This is a genomic window from Pandoraea vervacti, assembly GCF_000934605.2.
GTDB lineage: Bacteria > Pseudomonadota > Gammaproteobacteria > Burkholderiales > Burkholderiaceae > Pandoraea > Pandoraea vervacti.
Window position 1 is genome coordinate 5,340,657 of record NZ_CP010897.2, and the last position, 23,577, is coordinate 5,364,233.

Annotated in this window: 17 protein-coding genes; 3 read left to right on the forward strand and 14 right to left on the reverse strand. The window is 65.6% G+C overall.

What is annotated here, in order from left to right; all coding sequences use genetic code 11:
- Positions 1 to 84 precede the first annotated feature (84 nt).
- Positions 85 to 1,746 (reverse strand): DEAD/DEAH box helicase, encoded by a 1,662-nt coding sequence (locus UC34_RS23350; protein WP_044457375.1) that lies wholly within the window; start codon positions 1,744 to 1,746, stop codon positions 85 to 87.
- 356 nt (positions 1,747 to 2,102) lie between these two features.
- Between UC34_RS23350 and UC34_RS23355 the strand changes: the two genes are divergently transcribed.
- Entirely contained in the window at positions 2,103 to 3,011 is a 909-nt protein-coding gene (locus tag UC34_RS23355; RefSeq protein ID WP_044457376.1) for a LysR substrate-binding domain-containing protein, read from the forward strand.
- 114 nt (positions 3,012 to 3,125) lie between these two features.
- Here UC34_RS23355 and UC34_RS23360 read toward each other — a convergent pair whose 3' ends face one another.
- The 3 genes from UC34_RS23360 to mprF form a co-directional block, all read right to left on the reverse strand.
- Entirely contained in the window at positions 3,126 to 4,433 is a 1,308-nt protein-coding gene (locus UC34_RS23360; protein WP_044457377.1) for a solute carrier family 23 protein, read from the reverse strand.
- Between the two features lie 208 nt (positions 4,434 to 4,641).
- A complete protein-coding gene (locus UC34_RS23365; RefSeq protein ID WP_218919550.1) occupies positions 4,642 to 6,468 on the reverse strand; it encodes a virulence factor family protein in 1,827 nt (608 codons plus the stop codon).
- Between the two features lie 71 nt (positions 6,469 to 6,539).
- A complete protein-coding gene (gene mprF / locus UC34_RS23370; RefSeq protein ID WP_084070917.1) occupies positions 6,540 to 9,284 on the reverse strand; it encodes a bifunctional lysylphosphatidylglycerol flippase/synthetase MprF in 2,745 nt (914 codons plus the stop codon).
- A 502-nt stretch (positions 9,285 to 9,786) separates the two neighbouring features.
- Here mprF and UC34_RS23375 point away from each other — a divergent pair.
- Positions 9,787 to 11,073, forward strand: a complete 1,287-nt coding sequence (locus UC34_RS23375) for a serine hydrolase domain-containing protein (protein WP_044457378.1) — start codon at positions 9,787 to 9,789, stop codon at positions 11,071 to 11,073.
- Here the strand turns inward: UC34_RS23375 and UC34_RS23380 are convergent.
- On the reverse strand, positions 11,045 to 11,506 hold the full coding sequence (locus UC34_RS23380; protein WP_237165183.1) for a GIY-YIG nuclease family protein: 462 nt from the start codon (positions 11,504 to 11,506) through the stop codon (positions 11,045 to 11,047). The two genes, UC34_RS23375 and UC34_RS23380, sit on opposite strands and share 29 nt — an antisense overlap.
- A 116-nt stretch (positions 11,507 to 11,622) precedes the next feature.
- Between UC34_RS23380 and UC34_RS23385 the strand changes: the two genes are divergently transcribed.
- Positions 11,623 to 13,086 carry an SLC13 family permease gene (locus tag UC34_RS23385; protein WP_044458595.1) on the forward strand — a complete coding sequence of 488 codons (1,464 nt, stop codon included), beginning with the start codon at positions 11,623 to 11,625 and terminating at the stop codon, positions 13,084 to 13,086.
- Here UC34_RS23385 and UC34_RS23390 read toward each other — a convergent pair.
- From UC34_RS23390 to UC34_RS23430, 9 genes are all read right to left on the reverse strand, one after another.
- Positions 13,050 to 13,610, reverse strand: a complete 561-nt coding sequence (locus UC34_RS23390; protein ID WP_052811205.1) for a hypothetical protein — start codon at positions 13,608 to 13,610, stop codon at positions 13,050 to 13,052. The genes UC34_RS23385 and UC34_RS23390 overlap by 37 nt on opposite strands.
- Positions 13,611 to 13,614: 4 nt before the next feature.
- On the reverse strand, positions 13,615 to 14,265 hold the full coding sequence (locus UC34_RS23395; RefSeq protein WP_044457379.1) for a hypothetical protein: 651 nt from the start codon (positions 14,263 to 14,265) through the stop codon (positions 13,615 to 13,617).
- An 82-nt stretch (positions 14,266 to 14,347) separates the two neighbouring features.
- The gene (gene sctE / locus UC34_RS23400; RefSeq protein ID WP_084070918.1) at positions 14,348 to 15,862 is read right to left on the reverse strand and encodes a type III secretion system translocon subunit SseC family protein; all 1,515 of its coding nucleotides are present in this window, start codon (positions 15,860 to 15,862) and stop codon (positions 14,348 to 14,350) included.
- A complete protein-coding gene (locus UC34_RS23405) occupies positions 15,859 to 16,395 on the reverse strand; it encodes a tetratricopeptide repeat protein (RefSeq protein ID WP_237165184.1) in 537 nt (178 codons plus the stop codon). The genes sctE and UC34_RS23405 overlap by 4 nt, the downstream gene beginning before the upstream one ends.
- Positions 16,392 to 17,030, reverse strand: a complete 639-nt coding sequence (locus tag UC34_RS23410; RefSeq protein ID WP_044457381.1) for a hypothetical protein — start codon at positions 17,028 to 17,030, stop codon at positions 16,392 to 16,394. The genes UC34_RS23405 and UC34_RS23410 overlap by 4 nt, the downstream gene beginning before the upstream one ends.
- A gap of 86 nt (positions 17,031 to 17,116) precedes the next feature.
- Complete coding sequence (locus UC34_RS23415) at positions 17,117 to 17,695, reverse strand: hypothetical protein (protein WP_157123281.1); 579 nt, start codon at positions 17,693 to 17,695, stop codon at positions 17,117 to 17,119.
- A 12-nt stretch (positions 17,696 to 17,707) separates the two neighbouring features.
- Positions 17,708 to 18,124 (reverse strand): hypothetical protein, encoded by a 417-nt coding sequence (locus UC34_RS23420; protein ID WP_044457383.1) that lies wholly within the window; start codon positions 18,122 to 18,124, stop codon positions 17,708 to 17,710.
- A 146-nt stretch (positions 18,125 to 18,270) separates the two neighbouring features.
- Complete coding sequence (locus UC34_RS23425; protein WP_044457384.1) at positions 18,271 to 21,954, reverse strand: hydantoinase B/oxoprolinase family protein; 3,684 nt, start codon at positions 21,952 to 21,954, stop codon at positions 18,271 to 18,273.
- A gap of 283 nt (positions 21,955 to 22,237) precedes the next feature.
- Complete coding sequence (locus tag UC34_RS23430; protein ID WP_044457385.1) at positions 22,238 to 23,563, reverse strand: MFS transporter; 1,326 nt, start codon at positions 23,561 to 23,563, stop codon at positions 22,238 to 22,240.
- Positions 23,564 to 23,577: the final 14 nt, after the last annotated feature.

A 23,577-nucleotide genomic window follows, 5' to 3' on the forward strand; every position in this document is an offset into this window, starting at 1 on the left:
GCCGCTTCCCTCAGTCCCATGCCGCCGCTCAAATTCATTGGAATATTGAGCGGCGCGCACATCGTCGACTCCTTGACGAAGCGCTCAGTCGCGCTTCGATTTGCCCATCAGCAAGGCACCGCCCGCACCGTCGCGACGCGCCGGGCGCGGCCCGCGCTGACCGAAGTCACCGCGCTCGCCACCGCCACCCTGCCCGCGCGAGGCGCCCTGCCCTTGGCCCTGACGCGGCGCGGGCGCGCCCTGCGTGGTGCGCGCAGGTGCGCGCTGCGCGTCGCCCTGGCGCTTGGCCGGTTGACGATGACCGCCGCCGACGTTGCCGACATTGACGCTATTGCCGACGTTGATGGCATTGCCGCCACCATTGCCACCATTGCCGCCATTGCCGCCCTGACGGCCACCCGCGCGATCGCCTTCCCGACGCGGCTTCGCCTCACCGCCCTGACGCGGCGAGCGGCCGTCGTCACGGGGTTGGCGCGCATCACGTGGCGCACGCGTGGATTGACGACCCTCGTCGCCACCCCCGGTGCGAGCGCCACGGCCGCCGCCGGCGCCACGGCCACCGCCTTGCTGATTCTTGCGAATCGGCTGCGCGACGGCATGGGGATCCGGTTCGAAACCCGGAATCACTTCGCGATCGATGGTGCGCTTGATGAGACGCTCGATTTGCTGAAGCAGTTGATGCTCGTCGACGCACACGAGCGAGACGGCTTCCCCGTTCGCCCCGGCGCGGCCGGTACGACCGATACGGTGCACGTAGTCCTCCGCCACTTCCGGCAGATCGAAGTTCACCACGTGCGGCAGTTGGTCGATGTCGATGCCGCGCGCCGCGATATCGGTCGCGACCAGCACTTGCAGCGTACCGCTCTTGAACTCGGCAAGCGCACGGGTACGCGCCCCCTGGCTCTTGTTACCGTGAATTGCCAGCGCCGGAATGCCGCCCTTCGTCAATTGTTCCGCCAGACGATTCGCGCCATGCTTGGTGCGCGTGAACACGAGCACCTGGAACCAGTTGTGCTCGCGCACAAGGTGTTCGAGCAACTCGCGCTTGCGGTCACGATCGACCGGGTGGATCTTCTGCGCGACGGTCTCGGCCGTCGTATTGCGGCGGGCGACTTCGATCAGCGCGGGCGACTTGAGCAGGCCGTCGGCCAGTTGCTTGATTTCGTCGGAGAAGGTGGCCGAGAACAGCAGGTTCTGACGCTGGGCGGGCAGCGCCGCCAGCACGCGACGGATATCGCGAATGAACCCCATGTCGAGCATGCGATCCGCTTCGTCGAGCACGAGAATCTCGACGCCGGACAGATCCACGGTCTTCTGCTGCATGTGATCGAGCAGGCGACCCGGTGTGGCGACGAGAATGTCGACGCCACGCGAGAGTTGCTTGACCTGCGGCACCATCGACACCCCGCCGAACACGGTCATGGACGTGAGGCGCAGATACTTGCCGTATTGCGTGACGCTTTCCTCGACCTGTGCGGCCAGCTCGCGCGTGGGCGTGAGCACCAGCGCGCGTATCGGGCGCTTGCCGTTGGCGGCGGCCGGACGGGCACGCGCGGACAGCATTTGCAGGATCGGCAGCGTAAAGCCTGCCGTCTTGCCCGTGCCGGTTTGTGCGCCGGCGAGAAGATCGCCGCCCTGCAGGACAGCGGGAATCGCTTGCAGTTGAATCGGAGTCGGCTGCGTGTAACCGAGATCGGCTACCGCACGCAGGATGTCGGCCGACAGGCCGAGCTTTTCAAAAGACATATAAAGACCAATGCGCGGACTCCACGATGTGTGTCCCCGCGCGTATCGATGTTGTTTGTTCTTGATGGAATGCCCGCGTCGGGCGTGCGACGCGCATCGCGCTCATCCGGGCGACGCGTCTGAAGACGCCAGCAAGACGACCCGCCGGCGAATGAAACTCTGCGGCTTGGCGGGGCAGACCGTCGCGGGTACGGCCGTGTCTTGAAAGCGCGTAGTTTACCATGCGCACCTGCCCAAGTCAGTCGACATTGCATGGGCACTGCCTCTTATATGCCGGTAAGGATGCATCACCCGCCCGCTATACACTGACGTCTTTACTCCGACGTCATCTGCGTTCGCCCGGAGACACGCATCCCGTGAAATTCGACCTGATCGATCTGCGCCTGTGCCTGCTGGTGGCCGATGCGGGCAGCATTACCGCCGGCGCCGAGCGCGCCCACCTGACGCTGGCTTCCGCGAGCGCGCGCATTCGCGGACTCGAAGAGACGCTGGGCGTCGCCCTGTTCATGCGCCATCGCCAGGGTGTCATTCCCACGCCCGCTGGGCGCGCCCTGCTCGCTCACGCCCGCCGCGTACTCGCGCAGATCGAACAACTGCGCGGCGAGTTGGGCGAATACGCGGCAGGTCTCAAAGGCAACGTGCGCATTGCCTCCAACACGGTCGCGATGTCGGAATTTCTGCCCGACCTGCTCGGCGCGTTTCTGGCCGAGCATCCGAATGTCGAGATCGCGCTGCGCGAGCAGACGAGCCCCGCCGTGGTGCAGGCGGTGCTCGAAGGCGCCGCGGACATCGGCGTGGTGTCGGACTGGATCGAACTGGCGGGACTGGAGACGGTGCCGTTCCGGCAGGACCGGCTGGTCGTCGTTACGCCGCCGGACCATCCCCTCGCCATGCGTGCTTCAGGCGCGGCCGTGCCTTTCATCGACGTGCTGGACGCCGAGTTCATCGGCTTGCCCGAACAAAGCGCGCTGGCCGAACATCTCGACGGGCACGCCAGGCGCGCGGGGCGTGCATTGCGCTATCGCCTGCGACTGCGCGACTTCGACAGCCTGTGTCGCGCCGTGGCGGCGGGCGCGGCGCTGGGCATCGTACCCCTGAGCGCCGCCCGACGCTGTGCCGCAACGCGGAGCATCGGCATTGTGCCGCTCGCCGATCCGTGGGCGCTGCGTACCTTGGTGCTGTGCGTACGCGAGCGCGACGCGCTGCCCGTCTACGCGCGGCAACTTCTCGACTGCCTGCAAGCCGCGCCCGCGCAAAGTGACTGACGCCCATCACGATGGCGATGGCGCCACCCGCGCCCCCACCCGCAGCGCCCCAAATAAAAACGGCACGACGTCATCGCCGTGCCGTAGTGCTGCGCGTCGCGTTGACGCTCGCGGTTACATCGCCGCCGGTCGCGACGCGCCACGACCCCGCAGCAGCGCATACAGAATGATCGCGCCGAATGTCGCGCACCCGATGCCGCCAAGCGAGAAGCTGCCGAACTTCAGCGTAAAGTCGCCCGCGCCCAGCACCAGCGTCACGGCCGCCACGATCAGGTTGCGGTTGTCCGAGAAGTCCACCTTGTTCTGCACCCAGATACGCGCGCCCGCCACCGTAATCAGGCCGAATACCACGATCGACACGCCGCCGAGCACCGGGCCGGGAATTGTCTGGATGATCGCGCCGAACTTCGGCGAGAAGCCGAGCACCAGCGCAATGACGGCGGCCACCGCGAACACCAGCGTCGAATAGATCTTCGTGACGGCCATCACGCCAATGTTCTCGGCGTACGTGGTCACGCCCGTGCCGCCGACGCTGCCCGACACGATGGTCGCCAGCCCGTCGCCGAGGAACGCGCGGCCCATGTAAGGGTCGAGGTTCTGCCCCGTCATGGCGCTCACGGCCTTGATATGGCCCAGGTTCTCGGCCACCAGAATGATGGCGATCGGCGCGAGCAGCACCATGGCTTCCGGCTTGAACACGGGCGCCGCGAAGTGCGGCAGACCGAACCACGCGGCGTTGGCCACGATGGAGAAGTCGATCGGCTTGCCCAGCCCCATGCCGTTCGTCAGCACGGCGTAGAGCACATAGGCGAGCAGCAGGCCGACGAGAATCAGCAGGCGCTGCACCATCCCGCGCGCGAACACCGCCACGAGCCCCACGCACAGCACGGTCGCGAGCGCCATCCACGTGTCGAAGCTGGTGGCGGACACGCCCTTGACCGCCACCGGGGCGAGGTTCAGACCGATGACCGCGACCACGGCGCCGGTCACGACCGGCGGCATGAGCGCCTCGATCCAACGCGTGCCGACGGCCATCACAATCAGCCCGATGATCGCGTACAGCACACCGCAGGCGATGATCCCGCCGAGCGCCACCGGAATATTCATGTTCGGTCCACTGCCCGCGTAGCCCGTCACGGAAATGACCAGGCCGATGAAGGCAAAGCTGGAGCCGAGGTAGCTGGGCACGCGGCCGCCGACGAGCACGAAGAACAGCAACGTGCCGATGCCCGACATGAAGATCGCGAGGTTCGGGTCGAAGCCCATGAGCAGTGGCGCGAGCACGGTCGAGCCGAACATGGCGACCACGTGCTGCACGCCCATCGCGATGGTCTGCGGCCAGGCCAGACGCTCATCGGGCGCGATCACGCGCCCGGAGGCCGTGTCCTGTTGCCGCCACTTCGGGAAGTAACCCTCTGCCATTTTCGATCTTCTCCTGTCTGTCGTGACGTCTCGTGGGTCCCGCGCTGCCGCGTCCGGCGCCATGGCCGGACGGGCGATACGGGAAAAATTCGGGAAAAAAGCTGGCCGCAGTGTACGGAGCGCCCGCACGGAAGGCAAGGCGAGAAAGCGCGCATGGGTCAGACGTTGACCCGATCAGCGGACTTGAGAACTTCAGAACTTCAGAACTTCAGCGTTTGGCGAGCCCCTGGAGAATCACGTCGGCAAGCGCGGTGTAATTCCCGTCGAAATGATGCCCGCCGGGCATCTTCACGATCTGCACCCGCCGGGGATCGAGCCCCGGACAGTTGCTGTCGTCCTCGTCGGCGCCGTAGACGCACATCGCCATGCCGTCGGGCAGCCGTTCGACTTCGGGCCGGATCGGCAGCCCGTTCTGGCTCGACATCACCCAGTTGGTCATGCGGAATTCGAAGTCCGCCTTTTGCCCGAGGCCCATGAGCACGAGCAACCCGACGCGCTCACGGGCCACCGGCGGCAGGCGATTGACCATGAACGGCAGCACGTCGGCCCCTTGCGAATAGCCGATGAGGATCGCGCGCTTCTTGTTCCAGCGCGTCTGATAGAAGCGCATGAGACGGTCGATGTCGAGCGCGCCGGACGCCGGTGTACGCGCCGACCAGAAGTAACGCAGCGAATCGACCCCCACGACCGGAATGCCGTGCGCCGCGAGTGCCGCGGCGACATCGCGGTCCAGCCCGGCCCACCCGCCGTCGCCGGAGAGCAGAATGGCAAAGGTGTCGGCCAGGTTAGCAGCGGGTTTGGCGGTTGCCGGGACCTCGATGACCGGCAGATCGGCCACGGCGGCGGGTGGGCGCGCGGTGCCGGCCACATGGTGCGCGTTCATGCGTCGGAACGCGTTCTTGTACTGCGTCACCCAATCCGCCAGCACAGGCGTGGCGGAGGCGCCAGAGGCATTCGAAGCGTTCGAAGTGTCAGCCGCGCCGCTGGTATCCATGGCGCCGAGGCTGCCCGCCAGCCCGCCCACGAGCCAGCTCGAATTCGGGGTGCGTGCGGCGAACGCCTGCGCGACGTGATCCGGGCAACGCGGTGCACGCCCCGGGCTGCCGGGACCGGCGGCCGGCCCGCCCATTGCCAGCCAGGGGGCGCTCATGACCGGCGCGGGCAGCAGGCGCATCGGCGCGCCCCCTGCCGTGTGCGTAATGCCGCGTGCGAAATGCACGCCTTCGCCCTGACACAGCGGGCGCGCCATCGGCAACACCGGGCAGAAGTCGACCGACAGCGCACCGGAGAACGTGTCGCTGCCGGCCTGCGCGAGCATCGCGTAGGCGAACGTACCGCCCACGCCGTCGCCAACGAGAATGGGCGGCGTATAGCCGGGCAGCCGGACCGACGCCTCGACCCATCGTCCAAAGTTGTCGAGGTCGCCCGCCGCGTAGACGCACGCGATGTTGTCCTTCGTGTAGTTCGCCATCAGGCGCGCGGTGTCGATACCGGCCACCAACGCCCCGGTGTCGGCCAGTGCTCGAGCCATGCGCTCGGCACGCGGCGTCCAGCCGTCGTCGTCGGAGAAAAACAGCACCGTGGCATTCGGCTCGCCTTGCGGGCGGAAGATCGGCACGCTCTCGAAGCGGCCATGGGACATGATTTCGGGCGCGGCATTTGCGCCGGTGGCCGCGCTACGAAATGCCGCAGCGCTCGCAGCCGCCGCGGCGGCCTGCGGCATGACGGGCGCCGGGGCGCTGGTGTCGGCGGCGGGCGACTGCGCCACGGGTCCCGCCTTGGGCGCCGGCTTGAGCACGTTGAGGGGGTTGCTGCGCGCCTGCGTGGAGCTCGACGTCTGCGCCGATACCGAGGACGGTGACACCATCAGGACCAGTGGGCTCAGTGCGGCAGCGATTGCGGTGGCAGCTGTGGCAGCGGTGGCAGCGGCACCGAGCGTCACGCGCACCGCCGCGCGGCGAAGCCGGGGTGTGAGGGACACGAGGGACACGAGCGACACGAGGAACATGAAGAACGCGAAGGACGTGGCGCACAAGCGGTGCGGTCCCCCTGGCGACCCCGTCCGACCATCATCTGCCTTCCCGTGCTGTGCCATCGTGTTCCCCATCATTTTGCAATCATTCCTTTCCAGCCGCCGCCGACGAGCGACGCCACGTCGGCCAGCGTGAGCATCGGCGCGATGCCGCCGGGCGTCATCAGGTAACGCGTCTCCCATTGCGGATCGAACTTCTCCTTGAAACTGCGCAATCCCCGGAAGTTATAGAAGCGCGCACCGTGCGCGAACATCATTCGTCCGAAACGATGCCAGCGCGGCGCGAGCTGATGCGTCTGCATGCCGGACATCGGCGCCATGCCGAGGCCGAAGCGCTGGTAGCCCTGCGCCTTGAAGTGGAGCATCAGCTTCGCAAAGAGGAAGTCCATCGTGCCCGGCGGCGCATCGGGCACCTGCCGCATGAGGTCAATGCTCGCCTCGATGCGCAGCACGTCGGGGCACATGAGCGTGGCGAACGCCACGAGCCGGTCCTCGCGACGCACGAGCGCCACGGGTTGGCGCAGAACGTAGGCGTCATCGAATGCGCCTAGCGAGAAGCCCTTTTCACGCGTGTGCTGGCGAGCGAGCCATGCGTTCGATACCGCACGCATTTCCGCAAGATGCGGCGCAACGCCTTCGGGCGGCACGATCTCCAGCGTGAGACCTTCACGCTCGCCACGTGTCACGCCGTGCCGCAGGTTCGCGCGACGCGAGCCCTGCAATCCGAATTCCGGCAAGGAAACGAACGCCTCCTCGCCGAGCTTGAACGCGCGAAGCCCCGCGTCGACGTAGAGCGGCAGGGCCTGCGGGCGTGTCTTGTAGAAGGCGGCGCGCCCGCCGTGGGCGTCGGCCAGTTCGATGAAGCGCCAGATCAGTTCGGGCCATTCCTTCTGGTCCCCGACCGGGTCCGAGAGCGAGACCCACGAGCGGCGATGCTTAGCAAACATGATGAAAGCATTGCCGGACGGCGAGAACAGGAAACTCTTGTCGCCCATGAGCGCGAGGCACGCGTCGGCAGCGGGTTGCTTGCGGATGACGGCCTCGGCCCGCGCCAGTTCCTCTTCAGTGGCGGGCACCATCGCGCCCGGCGATTGCCGCAGCAGTTGCCATAGCGAGAGGCCCAGCCCGATGACGGCAACGACCATCAGCGCACGCATCGAGCGCGGGGCATCGCCATCGAACGTGAATTGCCACCAGAGTTGATTGGCGTATCCGACTCGTCGGTACGACATGAACATCAGCCACGTGCACGCGCCCAGGACGGACAGCACCGCGATGATCCAGCCCGGCTCGAACGACTGCGTGAAGAGCGAGGAGCGGCGGTCGAATTGCTTGCGCGAGACCAGCAGCAAGGTCGCAAGCACCGCCAGCACAAAAAACTCCGACCATGCGATGCCTTTCGGGATCGCCAGTACTGCGGCGACGACGGTCAGGGCGAGCGAGCCCCACCACGCGGCGTCGAGGCGGTGCAGCAGGCCGCGCGCAAGGAACAGCATCGACAGGCCGGCGACGCTGCCCAGCAAGTGCGAGACCTCGACAAGGAACAGCGGCACATGGCGGCGCAGGAATTCTTCGGCGTCGCGCGTGGCCGGCGTGACGCCCGAGATCAGCAGCATGACGCCCGCGACGAGCGTGAGCGCAGCCAGAATGCCGGGGAAAAGGCGAACGGCGGCACGACCGATGGGGGCTGCGGGCCCCTGCCGCAGTTCGAATCCGGCGAGCAGGCAGGCCGCGAGCATCAGCGGCAGCAGGTAATAGATGCCGCGATAGAGCACCAGCGCGCCGGCGACATGACTGATCGGTGCATGCCCGTTCGTCGCCAGCAAGATCACCGCCTCGAATACCCCCACGCCCCCCGGCACGTGACTGAGCACGCCCAGCGCCATCGCAATGGCGTAGAAGACGACGAAGGTCGGCAGATCGACCACGCCCGCTGGCAGCAGACACCATAGGGCGGCGGCCGCCATACCGAGATCGGCCGCAGAGATGAGCAACTGGCGCAACGCCAGACGCAACGGCGGCAACGGCATCGACCAACGGCCGAAGACGACGACGCTGCGCTTGCGCGCACACAGCACGAGAAAGGCGGCGGCGCCAGCGAGGAGCAGCACGGCGAAGAGTTGCAACATCCACGCCGGAATCGGTACCAGTGCGGACACGCGCGACGCGCCCCATAACATCCCGAGCGAGCCGAACACCGTCATGCCGAGGCCGAACGCGCCGGCGTTGAACGCTACGGCCTGCGCGACCTTCGAGGCGTCGATCCCGGCGGCAGCGTACATCCGCATGCGCACGGTGCCGCCCGTGAGCACGCCCAGCCCGACCGAGTTGCCCAGCGCGTAGGCAATGAACGATGTGAGTACGACCGTCGAGCGCTTCACCCTGGCGCTCGCAAATGCGAGACCGGAGATGTCGTAGCCGGTCAACGCGGCGTAGCTCGCAAGGGTTGCCAGCATCGCAAGCACCAGACGCGTGACAGGCGTGTCGTGGATGGCCGCGATCACGTTGTCGTAATGCACGTGTCGCAGCATGTGGTGAAGCGCGTCGAAAACAAACAGCCCGAGCAGCAGCACGCCGGTGACGATCAGCCACGGACGTGCGGCGCTCCAGGGGAAACGTCGGATCAGGCGCAAAGGGGCGGGCAGCGAGAGCCAGGCAGCCTCGACGGGCGACGGCAGAGCGGTCGGCCCTGCGGCGCCGGCATCGCCTGCGCCGGCGGCGTGGGGGGCAGCAGTGGACCCGGAGATGCCCGTAGAAGGGGCAGCGGGTGAGGAAGCATCGGCGGGCCGGCTCGGGCGCGCACCGGGCGGTTCAGTCATGTTTCGGTCGATCCTTCGGCCGGCACGACGTCGCCTGCGGGACGCCGCCCCTGCGGCCTGTGGGCGAGTCGGAGCCTGTCTGTCTTGGGAGATAGCTTACACCGCGATGCGTGACAGGTCTTGTCGGTGCGCCGCTGACAAGCGCGTCGTCCGCGACCTTCCAACGGCAGCAAAGCCTTGAGCAGCGGGCCTCCGAGGCCGGTCTCTCACGATATGAGGCAATTTCGGCGTCGCAACGGCAGTAACGTCACCTGTCGACGCCCGCGCTAGGCGGGATACGCTGTGGCGATTGCATTCGCCTATTGAGCAATTGGCACGATATATGCAACTTAATGTAAAATGCGCGGGTTTTATTGGGTATTTACCCGAAGTTTTCCTAAACTTCGATCTCGAATATCGCCGCAGTGCGGCACGTGCGCACTCCGAACCCTTCCGACTCCGAAGAGAGTCCTGAAGCGAGACGCTTCGCGGTTCGAAGTGAGTGCACGGGGGGAGTGAATCAATGAACGTCGAACGGCATCGCCGTCCGGTAGGGGCACGTTTCACCACGCAGTTGGCCATGCATCGCCATTCGCATGCCATTGCGGGGGCTATGGGGCAATACGTCGGGTCTGCACGCCGCGTTGTCCTGACTATCCTGCTGAGCACCACCGCGCTGGCGAGCGCGAGCCTTGCGCTCGCCCAGACGCCGGCCAACGCGTCGGGGGCTGCCGCCGCGACGAGCGCTAACGGTGCGGTTGTCGCGCTGCCCTCGGTGGGTCCGGCCACGGCAATTCGCCCGGCCGTGCCGATCGGGCAGTCGACCGTTGCGCAGGGCGTGGCGCAGATCAAGGAGCGCTACAACCTCTCGCATGTCTGGTTGCGTACGGAGTCTGACAACGGCGTGGCGCTCGAAGCCGCCACGCCGGGCGACGATGTGCAGCAATTGCTGCCGGTGGCGAGCTTGTCGAAATCGGTCACGGCCATCGGGATTGCGTTGCTCGTGCAGCAGGGCAAGTTATCGCTCGACGCCAGACTCGGCGACTTGCTCGACGCCTATGCGAGGCAACATGGCAAGCCGCTCGATCCGTCGTTGCGCGAACTCACGGTGCGACGCCTGCTCGCCCATCGGGCGGGGCTCGCGACCAATGGGTTCAACGATCCGGTCAACGGCCTGTTCAGCGGCCTGGCGATTCGACGGGTGGGGGGCAGCGCCGACTTCTTCAACTATCTCGACGCGGGCGACGCGAGCCACTCGAGCGGCAAGTCCGACTTCGTCTACTCGAACGTCTCGTACCTGCTGCTCGGCATGGTGATCGAGGCGGTATCCGGCGAGGACTACAAGGATTTTTGCGAAACCTCCATCTTCGCGCCGCTGGGCGTCACCGACGCGAAGCTGCCCGACAACTGGCGTCTGCTCGCGCCGTTCGCCGGCTGGCAGATGTCAACGGGGGCGCTGCTCAAGGTGTGGCGTGTGTTCGACATTCGGCGCCCGACGCTACTCACGGAGAAAACGCTTCGGTCATTACTGCTCGACAAGCAGGCCGGTCCGGTGAATTCGGATCGCGACGTGTTTTACACGCTTGGCGTGTTCCTGCTCGCGGGTGCGGGGGATCGCAGCTACCGCGTCAGCCACGACGGCATCGCAGACTTTTTCCGCACGCAGTCGACTTATTACACGGTGGTGGAGAAAACAGTGCCGGGCGACAGCTGGGCGATGGTGGTGTCACCGATTCCGTCGCGCAGTCAGTTCGGGGCGCTTCAGCGCGACGTGCGGCGGATCATTCGTCAGGCGCGTCTGGTGCCTTGATGTCACTGCTGTCACTGCTGTCACCGCTGTCACTGCTGTCACCGAAGTCGCACACGAACGTTCCGGCGACGAGTGCACGTTTTTGCGACGCGCTCAGTTGCTTGACGCGGTACTCTGCGCGCGAGGCTGCCGCGCGATCGGCAAACGGCAGCGATAAGAGAATGCGCGACGGGGGATACGCCCGCGTGAAGCGCGCCCCCTTGCCCGCCACATGCGCCGCATAGCGCGCGTCGACATCGATCGCAATGCCGGTATAAATGCGCCCGCCCGCACATTCCAGCAGGTAGAGATGCCAGGGTTTTGGGGCCGTGATCCGAGTGGTTTGGCTGGCTTCGTAATTCGCTTCCAACGCGTTGATCGTCCGTAAAGTGACTGGTGGAATGCCGCATGAGGTCGACAAACATTGTAGCCTCGCGGCTTTTTCGCATTTCACCGGACGCGACGAGCGAAATGTTGTTCCTGCAGTCCGTCATTGCCGACAGGACGAAAGTCGCCGCAGCGGACCATGTAAGATCTTGGTTCTGGCCCAACACCAAAACCACAAGCGCCATGACCGAATCTGCTGCACCGCAGGCCCCACATTCATCACAGCCGTCGGACGTCGCGCGTCGCGAGCGGTTGCGCTCACGTCTGAAAGCGCTAGGCGGTTACGCTGCCTATGTCGTGCTCGCGCTCGCGTTGTGGGGGGCGAGCCATGGCAGTCCCGCCCTCGGCTTGTCGCCCATGGCCGCGCAAGCCGCCGTGCTCGTGCTGTTCACGATCGGTGCGTGGGCGTTCGGGCTGTTCCCGGAGCCCGTGACCACGCTCACCTTCTTCCTGCTCGCTGTGTTGCTTCATGTGGCGAAGCCCGAAGTCGTCTTTGCGGGGTTTCACTCGGCGGCGTGGTGGCTGGTCTTCGGCGGCGCCGTCACCGGACTTGCCGTGCGCACGACAGGGCTCGGCACACGGCTCGCATCGACCGTGTTCGCGCTCAGGCGTCCGACCTACCCCCGATACGTCATGTCGGTGATGATCGCCAGCGTCGGCCTCGCGTTCGTCATGCCCTCCACGACCGGGCGTATCCTGTTGCTCATCCCCATCGTGCTCGCGCTGGCAGATCGCATCGGACTCGCCGAGGGACGGCGCGGGCGCACCGGACTTGTGATGACGGTCGCTGCGGGCAGCTACATGCCGCCGACCACAATCCTTCCCGCCAACATTCCGAACAGCGTGCTGATGGGCGCGGCCGATTCGTTCTACGGCGTGAAGCTGCATTACGCGCCATACCTGCTGCTGCACTTCCCTGTGCTCGGGGCGCTCAAGGCGGCAATTCTCGTCTGGGTCATCTGTCGTCTGTTCCCGGACGACGGCCCACTCACGAGCCCGGCCTCCACAACGCCACCGCCGCTGACGGCCGATGGCCGGCGTCTGGCCATCCTGCTCGCGCTAGCCCTCGCCAGCTTCGCGACCGACGCGTGGCATGGCATCTCTCCGGCATGGATCTCGGTCGCGGCGGCCATCCTCTGCCTGTTGCCGGCGATTCACATCGTCTCACCGAAGACCTTCGCGGATCAGATGCAGATCACGCCACTGATTTACGTTGCCGGCTTTCTGGGGGTCGGTGCCGTCGTGGCGGATACGGGACTGGGAGAAAAGGTGGCGCGCCTTTGCCTGGACGCCGTAGGCATGGCGCCCGGCACGCCGGTCATCAACGCGGCCTGGCTCATCGCCATCGGCGCGGCCATCGGGCTCGTTGCCACGCTGCCGGGACTGCCGGCGGTACTCACGCCGCTCGCCGGCCAGCTCTCCGCAGCGAGCGGCCTTCCCCTATATACGGTGCTGATGCTCCAAGTGCCGGTGTTCTCGACCGTTCTGCTGCCGTATCAGAGCCCGCCGATGATGATCGCCATGCATCTGGGGGGTGTCGGTATGCGCGATGGCACGCGATTGACCGTCGTCATGACGGCCATCACGCTCGTGCTCTTGTTTCCGCTGGATTATCTGTGGTGGCGGGGGCTCGGCATGTTGCCGTGACCCGGCGAGGCGGATGCTCGGGAGACGGAGGCAGCCGAGGCGGACGAAGCTGACGAAGCAGATGACGACGTGCCGAGGCCGCTCATGCGCCGCGTGGGCACGCCGTGTTGCACGCGACAGAACACGAGCCAGCGATCGCCGTCTTCGTCGCGCCAGAACGCGCCTTCGCGCTCGAGAATCGCCCCCAGGCGCACACGCATCTCGCGCAGCTTCGGATCGCTCACGCCAGGCAGAATCATGCCTCGTACATAGCTCAGATGCGGGACGGTGCGCAACAGCGTCCGTATGAGTTGGCAAAAACGCCGCACGGCATGCTCACTCGAACGCGCGCCGTCATCGAGCCGGAAATCGGTGATCGTCAGCACGTAGCCTGCCGTCAGCTTTTCCAGACGATGACACAGGGACAACTCGCCGTTCTCGACGCGCTGCCCCATTTCGACATGCATGCGCTCGCAGACTTCCGTGCGCGCCGTGAAACGGTGAGTCCGAAAAAATGCCGCAACGGCGCGCTCGCAGACTGTCATGGGGTCAGCGAATCACGTCGTACATCTTCGTGACCTGTTGGCCGATCATGCCGTACATCGAGCGCGAGACGTCGCGAATGTCGGCACTCGTGGCGTCGATGCGCTGACGCAGGCGCTCGTTGGTCCGACGCGTCTCCTCCGTGAGCGACATTTCGAACTCCCCCAGCACATCGTTGTCGCGACCCGCGAGCGAATCGTCGTTGGAGACCACGTCGAACGGCGACTTCACGAACTGGCTCACGCCCTTGGTCGTCTCGCCAACCGCCGTGCCTACCATGCGCAGCTTGCCCAGTTCACCGCCAAACCCCGCAGCGCCCGAGCCCACACCTCCGACCAGCGAGAAGCTGCCCGAGACGATGCCGCCAATCGCCGACATCAGACCGGCGTTGTAGTGCGACCGGTTGGCGTTGTACTTTTCGGTGCGCGCCGTCACGCCGCGCTCGAAGACCATCGCGTCGTGACGGGTGCGGTATGCCTGGTCGGTATTGCGCTCGGCAACGCGCATCGCGAGGAACAGCGCGATGAGCGTCTGCGCCGACTGAAGGCCGTCCATTTGTTCGGTGATGCGCGCGCTTCGCGTCGTCTGCGCCTGTGCGCTATCGCGCGACGCGCCGATTGCCGCGCGCTGCGCCAGCGTGCGGCTTGTGTGGGCCATACCCAGTGTCATCGTCATATATGCTCCCAAAATAAGTGGCACGACTTGCGCCGTGCCGTTGGACTCGGATCGTGCTGCGCCATCAGGCGCGCGCCGCCGATGCCGCCATCCGGATACGCATCTCGCCAGTCTTCTGTACCTGTTCGCCGGCGCTGAGCGCGATGTCGTTTTGCTGCCCCACGAGCGTTTCCATCCGCTTGGCGGTGCGCTTCTTGTCGTCGCCGTTCATGTCCAGCAGCAACTGCAGCCACAGCATGTCGACGGAAAGATCGCGGGCCTCGTTCTGCAACTTCGCGCGCTGCACCCCCACGATGCCCTGCCCCAGCCCATTGGCCCCTGCGAACGTTGCACGAATGGCGTGCGACAGTGACCAGCTGCCGCGCGCCAGCGCGAAATAGCCCTGCGTATTCATGCGTGACGTGAACGACTTCGTCAGTCCTTTGGCCGTGACCGCCTTACCGCGCGCGACCTGTTTGGCCGCCGTCTTCGCTACCTTGTCGAATGCCCGTGAAGCCATCTTCTCGATCATCTGCTGGGTAAATTGCTCGGCCATGCGGTTAAAGCCCGCCTTGACCAAACGGCGGGCGCTTTGCGTGCCGCTCTGAAGCAATGATCGGCCCACGCGTTTGCCGACTTCGTTGCCGACCACGTAACCGATTTCGGAGACGACGCGCGTCTTGATCGCGCTCACGGCGGCCTTGTCGCCAGACTTCACCGCCTGCTCCAGTGCTTCGGCGGCCCCGGCCTTAAACACCCGGCTCGCAGCTTTGGTCGTTGCCCGCTTGGCGAGAAACCCCTTTACCGACGAGCCAAAGCCGACCACCATGCCCAGCATCTGGAACGCGAGTTGGGCGTGTCCCCACTTGGCGGCCTCCTTCTCGTGATACGCCGCGTGCTTTGGATCGGCCAGCGCCATGGTCTTGTGATACGCGGCCCCCATTCCCGCAATGCCCGCCCCGACGTCCGCCACGCCGCCCGCGATCATCATCGGATTCATGGTGAGCACGCCGGTGACGACCTTGACGGCGCCGACCACGACATCCACCGCCGCGATGATCCAGTCGAAAATCACGCCGAAGATGCCGCCCTTACGGGCTTTGTTGGCATCCTCCGCCTTGGCGTCCATCTGCTCGCGGTACTTCTGAATGTCCTGCTGGCGCAGCTTGTCCTGCCGCTCGGCGAGGAGTTCCAGCGCACGTTGCGTCGACTTCGCCGTGTCGCCGAGCGAGTCCATGGCGGTCATCGAGGCCATCATCGCGAGCGTCGACGGATCGACGTTTTCCAGCGCGGCGAGATTCGCGTCACCTGCCGTATTCGACGATCGCAGGGCCTTCGCCGCCATCCCTGCGCCGACCTCGAACAGGCGATCGAGCAGACGTGAGAAGGCGCTGTCCGCCTCGCGCCAGTCGGCGCCGGCCGGTGCGTCCGGCACAAAGTCTTCGGTGCGAAGCCAATCCGCGCGTTGACGACGCTGGCGATCCGCACGCGTGGCGTTGGCAGATTCGAGTGCGTCGCTCTGCATGCGCGCCATCGATGCGGCATCGACACCGCCCATGGGCGGTGAGTAGGCTTGCACCCGGGATGCGATAAGGGTCATGGTGTTTTTCTTCGTTCCGAGTTTCGAAGGAGGGCATCGCACCGCGCCCGCGCCGAGCGAGCCAGCGATGCGTGCTGCGGCAGTTGTGCGCACAGACGCAGCGTGGCGCGGTACGACCGGCCCGCGAATTCCACGTTGCCGATGTGCTCGTAGCTGATCCCGGCGAGATACGGCGGGCGCGGGTCCGATGCGCGAATCACGCCCGCCTTCGCGAAACACGGCAACGCTTCGCGGTGCTGACCGAGTCGCTGATAACAAAGCCCGAGTCCGTACCAGTCCTCGAACGACCATTGGTCGAGCGTCGCGAGCAGGAAGTAGACGCGCTGCGCCCCTGCGACATGCCCCTGCGAGAATCGCTCGGCCGCATAGGCGCGCACGATCTCGAGATCGGTTTCGCACAGGTCGGCCAGCATGCGAAGTGCGCCGCCACGCTCGAAGAATCGCGAAAGAATGGCCGGCTCGTCTTGCGTCGTAGCGACGGATGTCGCGGCAGTTGCGGCCGCCCCGGTGTCCTGGACCATCGTCGCGCTCATGTGCGCATCGACCCGTTGATCTGATTGAGCTGCGAGCCTTGCGAGCTATAAATCGTATTCACGAGGGTCGATGCACCGTTGTATTCCTGAAGCTTCTTGTTGATCCTGATCTGGTCGACGGTGCGGCTGTCGGACGCCTTCTCCACGAAACCTTCCGCAGCCGCCTTGAGCGAGCGAAGGTTGGCGGCCGTGTAGTCGGCCGTCGTGCGAGACGTGTAACCGCTCTCGCCGACACGCTTGTCCCGCCCCTCCCACTCCATCAGCGTCTTCTTCGTGCCGTTCTGATCGACGGAAATCTCGAGGTTGTGCTTGTCGAAGAAACCCCGGATGCCATCACCGAGGGCGACTTTCTTCGACGTGTCGGAACCGATCTCGTTGATCAGCGACTCGATCTGATTGGCCGCATCGCGCGCCTCCTGCCCTTCCTTCTGGCGGCTCTGCATCTCCTGAATCATGTTCTGGGCTTCGCCGTTGTTCATCTCCATCATCAACATGGCATAAGCGGCGAGCGTCCCGTGGAAATCGAGCTTCTCGATGACGCCGCCAATGGATACGTCGCGGATCAGGCCGCCGCGCAGCGGGCTATGGAACGAAGCAGCGCCCGACGGGGCGCCGGCACCGTAAAGAGTGGTCATGGGGTTGGGTTCCTGTCATTCATTGAACGGATGGGTGCGGCGTTGCACTGAACGCGCCGGATTGCGCCGGCGTAGTGCAGTGCGTATCAAAGACTGCTCACGAGTCGTTTCATCATTTCGCCCAGTCGGGAGATGACCGCGTTGTACAGCGTGAGCGTGTTGTCGTAGCGCGTGACGAAACGCTTGAGCTGGATCTGCTCGCTCGTGCTCGACGCCCCATCGTTCATCGCGAGCGACTGGAGTCTTGCACCGAGCGCCTGAAGACCGGCGACGTCGAACGGCGCGCGCGCCGCATGTGCGGACAATAGTCCGTGACGAACGGCAAAGTCTTGCAGCGACGACGGCAACGTCCGAGACATGCCACCCTCGGACGCGTCCTTCGACAGGGTGTCCACCAGCGCGCCGAAGTCGCTCGCCTCGCGAGCCACGCTCATGCGCGCCTGCGCGTTCGCAAGCCACGCATCGGCTTGCCGCTGCAGCGCGCTCAGTTGCGCATCGGCGACGGCGATGGTGGCGAGCATCGGATTGTCGGATGACGGCGAAGGAGAGACGGGCGCGTTGGCGAGGCTCGCCGCATTCTGCGTCGTGTTTCCCGCCTTGTGTCCGACGCCGCCCAGTGCGTGCAAAGACGTATGGGCCGCGTGTGAAGACAACCGGAAGTTCATGGTCACCTCCCCTCAGGCGCAGGTGCGGCGCACGCCCGCCGAGCGCTTGGCGGGTGAGCCGGTCGTGGCGTCGGCGCTGGCGAGCGGCGCGTCGGCCATCATGCGCTCGAGGCTATGCGCGAGGGCCGCGGACATCCGGCGAATTTCCCGCTCGTCCCGACGAAACGCTTCACTTTGCACCAGCGATTCGAGTCGCCGTAACGTCTCGTCGGCTTGCGGCGTGTCGCTCGCTTCGAGCCGGGCAATCTCTTCGAGCACCGCCTGATACTCCTGCATTTGCCGGTGCAGCTTCTGGCCAATACCGCGCATTTCGGCACAGGCGCGTTCGTATTGCGCGCGAATGTCTTCCGGCCCGGCCGATGTGGATGTGGCCTGTGCGGCCTGTGCGGCCGGTGCGGGCTGTTGCGACGAATCAGACATGTCAGACATGAAAACGCCTCCGTACGTTGCGGTCAGTCATTCAAGACATGTCGCATCGTACGGAGGCGCTGCACGGCCACCTTTGCAAAGTCCGCAATCCCTTCCGGGAACCGGCCTCGCTTCAGGGATTTCCCAGCGTGTGTGGACGATGTCGCTTATGCCCGACCGAAACCGCCCCCTCCCGGCGTCTCGACGACGAAGATGTCGCCCGGTTGCATTTGCGTGCGACCGATATGCGCCAGCGCCTCACGCGATCCATCTACGCGTTCAACGTAGTTCACACCGAGCGCGCCCGCACCGCCGCCCTGGGCGCCGAACGGCGCGTATACACGGTTGTTCGAAAGGATGGATGCCGTCATCGGCGTAAGGAAGCGAATGCGGCGCACGGCGCCATTTCCGCCCTGCCACCGGCCCTCGCCGCCCGACCCCGCGCGAATGCGGTGGCTTTCCAGCCGCACCGGGTAGCGCCACTCCAGCACTTCGGGATCGGTCAGACGCGAGTTCGTCATGTGCGTCTGTACGGCATCGGCGCCATGGAACCCGTGACCCGCACCGCTGCCACCGGAGATCGTTTCGTAGTACTGGTACGTCTCGTTGCCGAACGTGAAGTTGTTCATCGTGCCCTGGCTCGATGCGACGCACCCCAGCGCCCCGTAAAGCGCGTTGGTGATCGCCGACGACGTCTCCACGTTGCCCGACACCACCGCTGCCGGGAACACCGGATTGAGCATCGATCCCTCCGGCACGATCACCGTCAATGGCTTGAGGCAGCCGGCGTTGAGCGGAATGTCGTCGTCCACGAGTGTGCGGAAGACGTAGAGCACCGCCGCCATGCAGACTGCGCGCGGTGCGTTGAAGTTGTTCGGCAACTGCGCAGACGTGCCGGTGAAATCGATCGTCGCGCTGCGCGTTGCCTTGTCGACACGGATCTTCACTTCGATCGCGGCGCCGTTATCCAGCGGGTAGCGGTAGTGACCGTCGGCCAGCGCCCCGATCACACGACGCACGGCGGACTCGGCGTTGTCCTGCACGTGCCCCATGTAGGCGAGCACGACGTCGCGACCGAACGCGCCAACCATGCGGCGCAGTTCGTCCACGCCCTTCTGGTTCGCGGCCACCTGCGCACGCAGATCGGCCATGTTCTGGTCGATGTTGCGCGCCGGATAGCGCGCGCCGCCCAGCAGCTCACGCGTCTCGCAATCACGCAATTCCCCGGCCGCCACGAGTTGCCAGTTGTCGATGAGCACGCCCTCTTCCTCGACGTGGGTCGAATCCGGGGGCATCGAACCCGGCGTGATGCCGCCGATATCCGCATGGTGGCCGCGCGAGCCGACGTAGAACAGCGGCGCCTCCATCGTTGACGTGTTCGACCTATCGGCGTCGCTCTCGCCCGCCACGAAGACGGGCGTAATCACCGTGACGTCCGGCAAATGCGTGCCGCCGTGATACGGATCGTTGAGCATGAAGACGTCGCCATCGCGCATCTTGCCGCGATTGCGCTCGATCACCGTCTTGATGCTCTCGCCCATCGACCCGAGGTGCACCGGCATGTGCGGTGCATTGGCGATGAGGTTGCCGTCCCGGTCGAACAGCGCGCACGAGAAGTCGAGCCGCTCCTTGATGTTCACCGAGTACGCCGTATTTTGCAGACGCAATCCCATCTGTTCGGCAATCGACATGAACAGGTTGTTGAAGATCTCCAGGCGCACCGGATCGGCCTGCGTGCCAAGGCCGCGCTGCGTTTGCCGGGGCGCCACGCGCGTGAGCACCAGGTTGCCTTGCGCCGTCATTTTCGCCTGCCAACCGGGCTCGATCACCGTGGTGCCGCTCTTCTCCGCGACGATGGCCGGCCCGTCGATGGCGTCGCCTGCGAGCAGCGTGTCGCGCTCGAACAGCGAGGCGTCATGCCACACGCCGGCGGCGTAGAGCTTGACCCGATCCACGGCCTGCGGGACACCCGATGTGCGCAGCGCAAGCGGGGCGATGTCGACCGGCGCATCCGACAGACCGACGGCTTCGACCGACGCAACTTCGACGATCAGCGCCGCGCCGTCCATCAGGAACGAGTAGCGCTGGCGATAGGCGGCTTCAAAGGCCGCGCGCATTTGCTCGACGGTGCCGAACGGCACGGCAATCGCCGAATCGGTCCCCGCGTAGCGCACATGCACGCGACGCACCGTCTCGATACGCGATGGCGGTACGCCCTGCGACAACAACGCGTTGACGGCTTCGTCGGCAAGCGCGCCAAGCGTGTCCTCGAGCGCCACGAGTCCGTCGTTCGACAGCGGCGCTTCGATCATTCGCTCGCGCATCGCCGTCTGGTCGGCGAGTCCCATGCCATACGCCGACAGAACACCTGCCAACGGATGCGCGAAGACCTGGGTCATGCCCAGCGCGTCGGCCACACCGCAGGCGTGCTGACCGCCCGCGCCGCCGAACGTCGTCAGCACGTAACGGCTCACGTCGTGGCCACGTTGCACCGAGATTTTCTTGATCGCGTTGGCCATCGCCCCGATCGCGATTTCGAGGAACCCTTCGGCCAGGGCTTCGGGCGTCTGCCGACGCCCCGTCGCCTTCTCGATCTCGGCCGCCAGCGCGGTGAATTTCGCGACAACGACGTCCCGATCGAGCGGTTCGTTGGCGTTCGGGCCGAACACCTTCGGGAAATGCGCCGGTTGAATCTTGCCGAGCATGACGTTGCAGTCCGTCACGGCGAGTGGTCCGCCACGGCGATAGGCGGCCGGTCCCGGATTGGCCCCCGCCGAGTCCGGGCCGACCCGCAAGCGCGTACCGTCGAACGACAACACCGAGCCGCCCCCCGCCGCGACCGTATGAATGCTCATCATCGGCGCACGCATGCGCACCCCGGCGACCTGCGTCTCGAAAACACGCTCGAACTCGCCGTTGTAGTGCGAGACGTCTGTCGACGTGCCGCCCATGTCGAAGCCGATCACGCGCTCGAAGCCCGCAGCGCTCGACGCCCGGACCATCCCGACAATGCCGCCCGCAGGGCCCGACAGGATCGCGTCCTTGCCCTGAAAGTTATCGGCGCGCGTGAGCCCCCCGCTGCTCTGCATGAATTGCAGATTCACACCGGGCATTTCGCTGGCGACCTGCTCCACATAGCGTCGCAGGATGGGTGAGAGGTACGCGTCCACCACGGTGGTGTCGCCGCGCGAGACCAGCTTCATCAGCGGCGAGACCTGATGCGACACGGAAATCTGCGTGAAGCCGATATCCTCGGCGATCCCGGCGAGCGCCTTCTCATGCTGTTGATATCGATAGCCGTGCATCAGCACGATGGCCAGCGCACGAATGCCCCTGGCGTAGACCGCTTCGAGCGCCGCGCGTGCGGCGTCGATATCCAGTTCGCGCACGACTTCGCCATGCGCGCCCATGCGCTCGTCCACTTCGACCACCTCGGCGTACAACGCTTCCGGCAACGCAATGTCGAGATCGAACAGTCGCGGGCGGTTCTGATACGCGATACGCAGTGCATCGCGAAAACCCTGCGTGGTGACGAGCGCCAGCGGTTCCCCCTTGCGTTCGAGCAACGCGTTGGTCGCCACGGTCGTGCCCATTTTCACCATGTCGACCCGATCGGGCGTGATCGGCTCCCCGGCAGCCAGCCCCAGCAGGTGGCGGATGCCGGCGACCGCGGCGTCGCGATACTGCTCGGGATTCTCCGAGAGCAGCTTGTGCGTGACGAGCGAGCCGTCCGGGCGGCGCGCCACGATATCGGTGAAGGTGCCGCCACGGTCGATCCAGAACTGCCAGCGCGAAGCGGTCTGATGCGCGGGTGCGCGGTGTTGGGCGGAAGGCGTGAGAGCGTTCGTCATGGTGTCACTCGCAAAGCAATAGTCAAACGAGAATCAAGAATGGGACGACGCACGATGCATCGGCTTGTCGCATCAATTCGTCGTCCAAACCGATGGACGCACGAATCCCGGCGCGGACCTTCCGAACAGGATCGGATCGGTTCGCACACTGGTGGTTTGGCTAACGGGAGTTGTAAGTTCGGAGTCGTCGGGCGCGGCAGCGACGGCTGCCGCGGTGTTTCGCGGGCGCCCGTTCCTGCGTGTCCTGCCTGTCGCAGTCCGGGCGCCATTCGCAGGCAAGGCGTCAGGCCGTGCGCGTCTCGAGCGATTCGAGTTCGCGACCACGCGTTTCGGGCAACGTGAGCGCGGCGAGAATCAGCACCCCATACGCCACACCGGCGAAGATACCGATGGTCGTGCCCAGACCATATTGCTTGGAGAGCATGCCGATCAGGAACGGGAACAGGGCCCCGACGGCACGGCCGACGTTGTAGCAAAATCCCTGGCCGGAGCCGCGAACCCGCGTGGGGAACAGCTCGGTGAGGAATGCGCCCATGCCGCTGAAGATGCCCGAGGCGAAGAACCCGAGCGGGAAGCCGAGCCAGAACATGGCGCTGTCGGTCAACGGCAGCGACGTGTACGAGAAGGCGATCACCATCGAGCCCACGGCGAACAGAATGAAGTTCGGCTTGCGACCGAGACGGTCCGTCAGATACGAGCTGGCCAGATAGCCCACCCACGAGCCGAAGATGATCATCGCGAGATATCCGCCGGTGCCCATGACCGTCAGGTGACGCTCGGTTTTCAGATACGTGGGCAGCCAGGTCGTGATGGCGTAGTAGCCGCCTTGAGCGCCCGTCGTCAGCAGGGCAGCGCGAATCGTCGTCGAGAGCAGTGCCGGACTGAAGATGGCGGCCAGACCCGGTGCGTCCTCGGACTTCACTTGCTTGGCCTTTTCTTTCTGATACACCTCCGGCTCTTGCACGTACCGGCGAATGAACAGCACCAGCAGCGCAGGCAGCAAGCCGATGAGGAACAGCGCGCGCCACGCCATGTCGCCCGGCAGCAGGGAGAACAGCACGGCGTAGAGAATCGCCGTCAGCCCCCAGCCGATGGCCCAGCCGGACTGCACGAGACCGACCGCCTTGCCGCGATCGCGGGCGCGGATCACTTCACCGATGAGCACGGCGCCGGCCGTCCATTCGCCGCCGAAGCCGAAACCCATCAGAGCGCGTGCCGCGAGCAGCTGGTGGTAGTTCTGAGCGAGACCGCACAGCCCCGTGAACAGGGCGAACCACAGCACGGTGAGTTGCAGCGTGCGCACGCGGCCGATGCGGTCCGACAAAATGCCGGCGACCCAACCGCCGAGCGCCGAGGCGAGCAGGGTGAGCGTACCGATGAAGCCCGCGTCGGCGAGGCTGATGCCCCACGTGGCGATCAGCGTCGGAATGACGAAGCTCAGCATCTGGGTATCCATGCCGTCGAGCATGTAGCCGACCTTGCAGCTCCAGAACGCGCGTTTCTCGCGCGGGGTGGCCTCGCCGTACCAGCCGAACAGGCTACCGCCTGCCTCGTCGGAGGCGGAGGAGTTCGTCGCTGCGGGGGCCGCGAGTGGGGTTTTGCTTTCCATGAGAAAAAGGCTCC